This window comes from Pseudoduganella buxea (genome assembly GCF_009720835.1).
Lineage (GTDB): Bacteria > Pseudomonadota > Gammaproteobacteria > Burkholderiales > Burkholderiaceae_D > Rugamonas > Rugamonas buxea.
In genome coordinates, this window is record NZ_WNKZ01000335.1 from 1 (window position 1) to 254 (window position 254).

The 254-nt window shown below is 48.8% G+C and carries 1 rRNA gene; it reads right to left on the bottom strand.

The features are described 5' to 3' along the window. Window positions 1-86 (bottom strand): 5S ribosomal RNA (rrf, locus tag GM672_RS28105); the annotation flags it as partial. Between the last annotated feature and the right edge of the window lie 168 nt (window positions 87-254).

Genomic DNA, 254 nt, shown 5'->3' on the forward strand with positions numbered 1-254 from the left:
GTTGCAGCACTATCATCGGCGCAAAGTCGTTTCACGGTCCTGTTCGGGATGGGAAGGGGTGGGACCGACTTGCTATGGTCATCAGGCATGACTTGTACAGACCGCAGCTCTCGATGGAGCAGCTGCAGTCTTGAATCTGGAAGAAGTAGTTTTTTGGGGTAGTGCTCAAACACTGGCAAATGCATATAACCGTCAAGGTTATAGGGACAAGCCTTACGGGCAATTAGTATCAGTTAGCTTAATGCATTACTGCA